Annotated in this window: 11 protein-coding genes and 1 pseudogene; 1 reads left to right on the top strand and 11 read right to left on the bottom strand. The window is 67.4% G+C overall.

All coding sequences use genetic code 11. The annotated features are described in order from the left end of the window. From CON77_RS03410 to CON77_RS03400, 3 genes and pseudogenes are all read right to left on the bottom strand, one after another. A pseudogene (locus tag CON77_RS03410) lies at positions 1–285 on the bottom strand (4-hydroxythreonine-4-phosphate dehydrogenase PdxA); the annotation flags it as partial. Beyond that, positions 282–1,100, bottom strand: a complete 819-nt coding sequence (locus CON77_RS03405) for a Nif3-like dinuclear metal center hexameric protein (protein WP_101047726.1) — start codon at positions 1,098–1,100, stop codon at positions 282–284. The gene CON77_RS03405 and the pseudogene CON77_RS03410, both read right to left, overlap by 4 nt. Before the next feature lie 76 nt (positions 1,101–1,176). Then, on the bottom strand, positions 1,177–1,329 hold the full coding sequence (locus CON77_RS03400; protein WP_101047725.1) for a DUF3149 domain-containing protein: 153 nt from the start codon (positions 1,327–1,329) through the stop codon (positions 1,177–1,179). A gap of 103 nt (positions 1,330–1,432) precedes the next feature. Here CON77_RS03400 and CON77_RS03395 point away from each other — a divergent pair, with 103 nt between their 5' ends. Next, positions 1,433–2,581, top strand: a complete 1,149-nt coding sequence (locus CON77_RS03395; protein ID WP_101047724.1) for a S1C family serine protease — start codon at positions 1,433–1,435, stop codon at positions 2,579–2,581. A gap of 38 nt (positions 2,582–2,619) precedes the next feature. On the opposite strand, the gene tatC is transcribed toward CON77_RS03395, so the two are convergent. The 8 genes from tatC to hisF all read right to left on the bottom strand — a co-directional run bounded on the left by tatC (position 2,620) and on the right by hisF (position 6,703). After that, entirely contained in the window at positions 2,620–3,402 is a 783-nt protein-coding gene (gene tatC / locus CON77_RS03390) for a twin-arginine translocase subunit TatC (RefSeq protein WP_101047723.1), read from the bottom strand. Between the two features lie 9 nt (positions 3,403–3,411). Then, positions 3,412–3,906: a Sec-independent protein translocase protein TatB gene (tatB, locus tag CON77_RS03385; RefSeq protein WP_101047722.1), complete on the bottom strand. Its 495-nt coding sequence runs from the start codon at positions 3,904–3,906 to the stop codon at positions 3,412–3,414. A 70-nt stretch (positions 3,907–3,976) separates the two neighbouring features. Then, the gene (gene tatA, locus CON77_RS03380) at positions 3,977–4,213 is read right to left on the bottom strand and encodes a Sec-independent protein translocase subunit TatA (RefSeq protein ID WP_101047721.1); all 237 of its coding nucleotides are present in this window, start codon (positions 4,211–4,213) and stop codon (positions 3,977–3,979) included. Positions 4,214–4,378: 165 nt separating this feature from the next. Next, entirely contained in the window at positions 4,379–4,738 is a 360-nt protein-coding gene (locus CON77_RS03375) for a histidine triad nucleotide-binding protein (RefSeq protein WP_101047720.1), read from the bottom strand. Further along, positions 4,735–5,109: a DUF4870 family protein gene (locus CON77_RS03370; protein ID WP_101047719.1), complete on the bottom strand. Its 375-nt coding sequence runs from the start codon at positions 5,107–5,109 to the stop codon at positions 4,735–4,737. The genes CON77_RS03375 and CON77_RS03370 overlap by 4 nt, the downstream gene beginning before the upstream one ends. Before the next feature lie 24 nt (positions 5,110–5,133). Then, a complete protein-coding gene (locus CON77_RS03365; protein WP_198552252.1) occupies positions 5,134–5,502 on the bottom strand; it encodes a phosphoribosyl-ATP diphosphatase in 369 nt (122 codons plus the stop codon). After that, positions 5,499–5,888 carry a phosphoribosyl-AMP cyclohydrolase gene (hisI, locus tag CON77_RS03360; protein WP_101047717.1) on the bottom strand — a complete coding sequence of 130 codons (390 nt, stop codon included), beginning with the start codon at positions 5,886–5,888 and terminating at the stop codon, positions 5,499–5,501. The genes CON77_RS03365 and hisI overlap by 4 nt, the downstream gene beginning before the upstream one ends. Positions 5,889–5,902: 14 nt before the next feature. After that, on the bottom strand, positions 5,903–6,703 hold the full coding sequence (gene hisF, locus CON77_RS03355) for an imidazole glycerol phosphate synthase subunit HisF (protein WP_101047716.1): 801 nt from the start codon (positions 6,701–6,703) through the stop codon (positions 5,903–5,905). Positions 6,704–6,714 lie beyond the last annotated feature (11 nt).

Genomic DNA, 6,714 nt, shown 5'->3' with positions numbered 1-6,714 from the left:
GGGCGCACCGATCTGCCCCCAGGGCACCGGCGCGGCCAAAGCGCCGCCGGGCCACACGGGCACGCAACGGGGCGGCAAGTCGGCCACGCCCTCCGGGCCGTCCACCACGGCCACCGGCAACAAGCCGCCCGTGACCTGAACCGCCCGGCGCAGGGTGGCCAGGTCGCCGATGACGACGCATTCGCGCGACCATTCGGGCCGCAGCCGAAACACCTGGGCCACGATTTCCGGCCCGATGCCGGCCGGGTCGCCCATGGTGATGGCGAGGGGCAGGCGCGCGCTCATGCGGGGTTGTCCACTTCGATAAAACGGTGCGTCAGCCCCAGTTGCCGGGCCACTTCGGCGGCGACGGCCGGGGCCCCGTAGCGTTCGGTGGCGTGGTGGCCACAGGCCAGGTAGGCCACGCCGCACTCGCGCGCGAGGTGGGCCTGCGGCTCGGAAATCTCGCCGGTGATGAAAGCGTCGGCCCCGGCGGCGATGGCCGCCTCGAAATAGCCTTGGGCACCCCCGGTGCACCAGGCCACACGGCGCAAGGGACGTTGAGCGGTGTCGAGCAGGGTCACCGGCCGACCGAGGGCGGCCTGGACGTGGGCGGCCAGCTGCGCGGCGCTCTCCACCGGCGGCACGCCGATGAAGCCCAGGTCCTGCTCGCCGAACCGGCTGCGCTCGTGCTCGGGCAAAGGTGCCATGCCCAGCCGCAGGCCCAGTTGGGCGTTGTTGCCCAGGGTGGGGTGGGCGTCCAGCGGCAGGTGGTAGGCGAACAGGCTGATGTCGTGCCGCAGCAACAAGACCAGCCGCTGCTTCATCCAACCGGTGACGCAGCCGCTCTGCCCGCGCCAGAACAGGCCGTGGTGCACCACGATGGCATCGGCGCCGTCTTCGATGGCCGCTTCGATCAGGGCCCGGCTGGCGGTCACCCCGCTGACGAGGTGGCGCACCCGCTCGCGACCTTCGACCTGCAGGCCGTTGGGGCCATAGTCCTTGAAACGGGCCGGCTCCAGCAAGGCGTCGAGGGCAGCGCCCACGGCATCACGGGACACGCCGTCGCCAAGGGGAGCGGGGATGGGCTGGGGTGGGGTCAGGTCGGTCGCGTCGGGCATGGCGGTGGAATCGGGCGGATTGAGGTCGATTGTCTCACCCACCCGCCCCGGGCTCCGCAGCGCCCGCGGGCGCGACTCAGGGTCGCTTGGCCGCCTGGGCGCGTTCGGATTCTTCCATCTTGCGGGTGAAGAAGCGGTAGAACCACCACGCCATGAAGGGAATGAACAGGAGCACCGCGATGCTCAACAGGCCGTAGTCGGTGGAAAAAAGGTCCACAATCGCTTTCATGGTGCACTCCGCTTTTCTTGTGTCTGGATCGCCCCGGATTTGAACCCGGATGCCGCGCCCGGGACTTGACGCACATCAAGCTTGCACGCCACACAGGCCCCCCATGAAACGTTATTGGCTCTTGTTTTCCCAAACCATCACGGTGCTGCTGGCGGCGTGGTTCGTCGTCGCCACCCTCAAGCCCCAGTGGCTGAACCGCCGCCCGGAGCTGGCCAGCATCGTCCCGGTGTTCGACGTGGGCGAGACCGAACGCAGCGCCGCCGTCGCGGCCAGCAGCTACAGCGGCGCGGCCAAAGCCGCGGCGCCGGCGGTGGTCAGCATCAGCACCAGCAAAGCGCCGGCCCGCAACCCGCACGAGCAGGACCCGTGGTTCCGCTTCTTCTTCGGCGACCAGCAAAGCAACCCGCAACCCCAGACCGGCCTGGGCTCGGGCGTGATCGTCAGCCCGGAAGGCTACATCCTGACCAACAACCACGTGGTCGAGGAGGCCGACGAGATCCAGGTGCAGCTGAGCGACGGGCGCAGCGCCCAGGCCCGCACCGTGGGCAGCGACCCGGAAACCGACCTGGCCATCCTGAAAATCGAACTGCCCGACCTGCCGGTGATCCTGCTGGGCCAATCGGAACAGCTGCAGGTGGGCGACGTGGTGCTGGCCATCGGCAACCCCTTCGGGGTCGGCCAGACGGTGACCAGCGGCATCGTCAGCGCCCTGGAGCGCAGCCAGCTCGGGATCAACACCTTCGAGAACTTCATCCAGACCGATGCGGCCATCAACCCCGGCAATTCCGGCGGGGCGCTGGTGGACGTGAACGGCCACCTGATGGGCATCAACACCGCGATCTACTCGCGCTCGGGCGGCTCCATGGGCATCGGCTTCGCCATTCCCACCTCCACGGCGCGCAGCGTGATGGAGGCAATCGTGCGCGATGGGGCCGTGACCCGCGGCTGGATCGGCGTGGAGCCCCAGACCCTGACGCCCGAACTGGCCGCCTACTTCGGGCTGAGCCAGACGGAGGGCGTGGTCATCACCGGCGTGCTGCAGGATGGGCCCGCGGCCCTCGCCGGCATCCGCCCCGGGGACGTGGTGACCCGGGTCGGCCAGGTGGCGGTGAAAGACGTGCCTGGGCTGCTGAGCGCGGTGGCCGCCCTGCCCCCAGGCCGGCCGGCCGAACTGGAAGTGGAGCGGCGCGACGGCCCGCAGCGGCTGCAGATCACACCCAGCCGCCGCACCCCGCCGGGACGCGCCCGCTGAGCAAGCCGGCCCGCCACCACAGGGCGGGCCCGAGGGGTTCAGGCCTCGTCCGAGGCTTCGGGCGGCTTGGCGTTCTGGGCAAACCAGCGCGAACCGACGATGCCCAGTTCGTACAGGATGCACATGGGAATGGCCAGGGCGAGCTGCGAGATCACGTCCGGCGGCGTGACCACCGCCGAGATGATGAAAGCCACCACAACGAAGTAGCCCCGAAAGCTCTTGAGCTGTTCGGGCGTGACCATGCCAAAGCGCACCAGCAGCATGACAACGATGGGCACCTGAAAGGCCAGGCCAAAGGCGAGGTACAGCGACAAGATGGCTTCGACGTAGGAGGCGATGTCGGGCGTGGCGTTGACACTGTCCGGGGTGAAGCCCTGGATGAAGCCGAACATCTTGTCGAGCACGAAAAACTGCACGAAGGCGATGCCGGTGTAGGCAAGCAGGCTGCCAAAGATGATGAGCGGCAGGGCAAAGCGCTTTTCGTGGCTGTACAGGCCCGGCGCGACGAAGGCCCAGATCTGGTACATGACCCAGGGCAGCGCCAGCAGCAGGCCCGCCATCATCAGCACCTTGAGCGGCACGAAGAAGGGGGTGAACACACCCACCGCGATCAGCTTGACGTCGGGCGGCATGTGCGCCCGGATGGGCACGGCGATCAGGTCGATCAGGCCGCTGGGGCCGGGCCAGATGGCCAAGGCCACCATGCACGCACCGATGCCCGCCATGATGTAGACCAGGCGGTCGCGCAGTTCGATCAGGTGCTGGACGAAGGGTTGCTCGGTGCCGGCCAGTTCGTCGGTCTTGTCTTGGGCTTCGGACATGGCTCGGGCTTACATCGGTTTGGTTTTCGGCCGGAAACGGGCCACGCGGGCCGCGCCCGACTGGGCCCGGGTGCGGGTGCCGGTGCGCGCCTTGAACCACTGCGGCACGGCCTTCTGCTTGAGCCGGAAGTTCTTCTTAGGGTGCTTGTATTCGGGGAACACCGTCATGCCGATGGAGTCGGCGTCGGACGGGTTGAAACCGACCGAGGCACTGGACTCGAGGCCGGCGGTCGCCTCGGACCACTGTTTGTCGAACTCGGCCGAGGTGTCGTGGATCGTGGACTCGACGTTGCGCGCCGCGCTCTCGACCGACTCCTTCATCTTTTTGAGCTCTTCCAGCTCCATGGAGCGGTTGACCTCGGCCTTGACGTCGGCCACGTAACGCTGCGCCTTGCCCAGCAAGGTCCCGACGGTGCGGGCCACCTTGGGCAGCTTTTCGGGACCGATGACCACCAGAGCAACAACCCCGATCAGGGCCAGCTTGGAAATACCCAAGTCAATCATGCAGCGCTTTCCATGCACGCATCACACACAAGGGGGGCTTGCCCCCCTCAGGAAACCCACGGCGAACGGCTCAGCCCTTGGTTTTGGCTTCGACGTCGATGGTGGCTTTGTCGGCCGAGGCCTTGTCCTGGGCCACCTGCGCGGTGGTGGTGGACTCGGCGGTGCTGCCACCGTCCTTCATGCCGTCCTTGAAACCCTTGACGGCGCCACCCAGGTCGGAACCGATGTTCTTGAGCTTCTTGGTGCCGAAGACCAAGACCACGATCAGCAGGACGATCAGCCAATGCCAGACGGAAAAAGCACCCATGTCAAAACTCCAGTGTGGGGAACAGTACCCCGGGTATGCGTTGGATTCTAAGTCGGGCGACCGGTTCGCCGCCCGCAGCGCTGGGGATTGTCCCAGATATGTGTGACGGTCCCGCCAAAAACAAGACCACCGCCCACACCGGGGCGACGCAAGTCCCGTGCCGGCTCAGCCCTTGAGCCAGGGCCGCGGACCGCCCATGACGTGCACGTGCAGGTGGTGCACCTCCTGCCCGCCCTCCAGACCGGTGTTGGCGAGCACGCGGAAACCGCCTTCCGGGTAGGGCTTGCAGCCCTGCTCCAGCGCCAGCTTGGGCGCCAGCACCATCATCTTGCCCATGAGACGTTCGTGCTCGGGGGCGAGCTGGGCCATGGACGGGATGTGCAGCTTGGGGATCAGCAGAAAGTGCACCGGCGCCCAGGGCGCGATGTCGTGGAAGGCGAAGATGTCCTCGTCCTCGTAGACCTTGCGGCTGGGGATCTGGCCGGCGACGATTTTGCAGAAGATGCAATGCGGGTCGTGACTCATTCGGCGAACTCCATGGGCTGGCCGGCATTCATGCGGGCCATGCCTTTGACGATGCGGTACAGGAACCAGGCGGAAATGGCCAGCCACGCCACCCAGCCGGGAACGACGAACAGCAGCCACAGTGGGAAGGTGACCAAGTAGGCCAGGAAGGCAATGACGACCGAGCGGATGCGCCAGCGGAAATGGCTGGCGTGCCAGGTGCCCTGGGCCTCGTCCTTTTTGACGAAGTCCAGAATGAGGGCGACGATGAGCAGGGTCGGGCCCCACTGCCCGCCAGGGATCAGCGCCCCCACCGCCACGATGAGGTGCAGCACGTAGCTGATCAGCCCCACGGTGTTGAGGCGGCGCAGGCGTTCGGTGTCGTCTTGCATGGCCGGGGCTCCGGGGGTTGGGGCTTATTCGCCGGCTTCGCGGGCCTGCGCCTTGCGCAGGGCTTTTTCTTCCAGGCCGCTCAGGCCTTCGCGGCGGGCCAGTTCGGCCACCACGTCGGCCGGGCTCAGGCCAAAGTGGGCCAGCGCGATCATGCTGTGGAACCACAGGTCGGCCACCTCGCCGACCAGGGCCTGGGTGTCCCCGTGGCCGTGCTGCAGGTCTTTGGCGGCCATGATGGCCTCGCCGGCTTCCTCGCCGATTTTTTTCAGAAAGGCGTCGGGGCCTTTGTGCAGCAGGCGGGCGACGTAGCTTTTCTCCGGGTCGCCACCGTGGGCGGGCTTGCGGGTTTCAATCACGGCCGCCAGGCGGTCCAGGGTGTCGGTGGCGCTCATTGGTAGATGCTTTCGGGGTCTTTGAGGACCGGATCGACCGCCTTCCATTCGCCCTGCTCGTGGCGCTGGAAGAAGCAGCTGTGGCGGCCGGTGTGGCAGGCGATGCCGGGTTCGTGGCCCAGCTGGGTGACTTTCAGCAGCACCACGTCGTTGTCGCAATCGAGGCGGATGTCGTGCACCGTTTGCACGTGGCCGGATTCTTCGCCCTTGAACCAGAGCTTGCCGCGCGAGCGGCTGAAGTACACCGCGCGGCCGAGTTCGGCGGTTTTCTGCAGCGCCTCGCGGTTCATCCAGGCGAACATCAGCACGTCGCCGGTGGCGTTTTCTTGGGCAATGACGGGCACCAGGCCTTTGTCGTCCCATTTCACTTGGTCGAGCCAGTTCATGCGTCCAGCCCCCTTCACAGCCGCACCGGAATGCCGTGGGCGCGCAGGGTTTCCTTGGCCTGGCGCACGGTGAATTCGCCGTAGTGGAAGATGGACGCGGCCAGCACCGCGTCGGCCCCGCCCTGCTGGATGCCTTCGGCCAGGTGTTCCAGGGCACCCACGCCACCGGAGGCGATCACGGGCACCGGCACCGCGTCGCTGACGGCGCGGGTGAGCGCCAGGTCGAAGCCGATCTTGGTGCCGTCGCGGTCCATGCTGGTGAGCAGGATTTCGCCGGCGCCGTGCGCGGCCATCTGCGTGGCCCAGGCCACCGCGTCCAGGCCCACGTTCTTGCGACCGCCGTGGCTGAACACGTCCCAGCCCGGGCCCACCGGCAGGCCGTTGGCGCCCAGGCGTTGCTCTTCTTCCGGCCGGCGGCGCTTGGCGTCGATGGCCACCACGATGCACTGGGCGCCGTACTTGGCCGACGCGTCGCGGATGACCTGCGGGTTGGCGATGGCGGCGGAATTGAAGCTGACCTTGTCGGCCCCGGCGTTGAGCAGGCGGCGCACGTCGTCCACGGTGCGCACGCCCCCGCCCACCGTCAGGGGGATGAAGACCTGCGAGGCCACCGCCTCGATGATGTGCAGGATGAGGTCGCGGCCGTCGCTGGTGGCGGTGATGTCGAGGAAGGTCAACTCGTCGGCGCCCTGCTCGTTGTAGCGGGCGGCGATTTCGACCGGGTCACCGGCGTCGCGCAATTCGACGAAGTTCACGCCTTTGACGACGCGGCCACCGGTCACGTCCAGGCAGGGGATGATGCGTTTGGCTAGCATGGCGTCATTGT

This window comes from Macromonas nakdongensis (genome assembly GCF_002837145.1).
GTDB lineage: Bacteria > Pseudomonadota > Gammaproteobacteria > Burkholderiales > Burkholderiaceae_C > Macromonas_B > Macromonas_B nakdongensis.
This window is presented reverse-complemented; position numbering and strand designations above follow the sequence as displayed.

Bases quoted from the DNA above. Each gene is read 5' to 3' on its own strand.
- CON77_RS03375 (WP_101047720.1), bottom strand. From the start codon at position 4,738: ATGAGTCACGACCCGCATTGCATCTTCTGCAAAATCGTCGCCGGCCAG.
- CON77_RS03395 (WP_101047724.1), top strand. From the start codon at position 1,433: ATGAAACGTTATTGGCTCTTGTTTTCCCAAACCATCACGGTGCTGCTG.
- CON77_RS03400 (WP_101047725.1), bottom strand. From the start codon at position 1,329: ATGAAAGCGATTGTGGACCTTTTTTCCACCGACTACGGCCTGTTGAGC.
- CON77_RS03370 (WP_101047719.1), bottom strand. From the start codon at position 5,109: ATGCAAGACGACACCGAACGCCTGCGCCGCCTCAACACCGTGGGGCTG.
- tatB (WP_101047722.1), bottom strand. From the start codon at position 3,906: ATGATTGACTTGGGTATTTCCAAGCTGGCCCTGATCGGGGTTGTTGCT.
- CON77_RS03365 (WP_198552252.1), bottom strand. From the start codon at position 5,502: ATGAGCGCCACCGACACCCTGGACCGCCTGGCGGCCGTGATTGAAACC.
- hisI (WP_101047717.1), bottom strand. From the start codon at position 5,888: ATGAACTGGCTCGACCAAGTGAAATGGGACGACAAAGGCCTGGTGCCC.
- tatC (WP_101047723.1), bottom strand. From the start codon at position 3,402: ATGTCCGAAGCCCAAGACAAGACCGACGAACTGGCCGGCACCGAGCAA.
- hisF (WP_101047716.1), bottom strand. From the start codon at position 6,703: ATGCTAGCCAAACGCATCATCCCCTGCCTGGACGTGACCGGTGGCCGC.
- tatA (WP_101047721.1), bottom strand. From the start codon at position 4,213: ATGGGTGCTTTTTCCGTCTGGCATTGGCTGATCGTCCTGCTGATCGTG.
- CON77_RS03405 (WP_101047726.1), bottom strand. From the start codon at position 1,100: ATGCCCGACGCGACCGACCTGACCCCACCCCAGCCCATCCCCGCTCCC.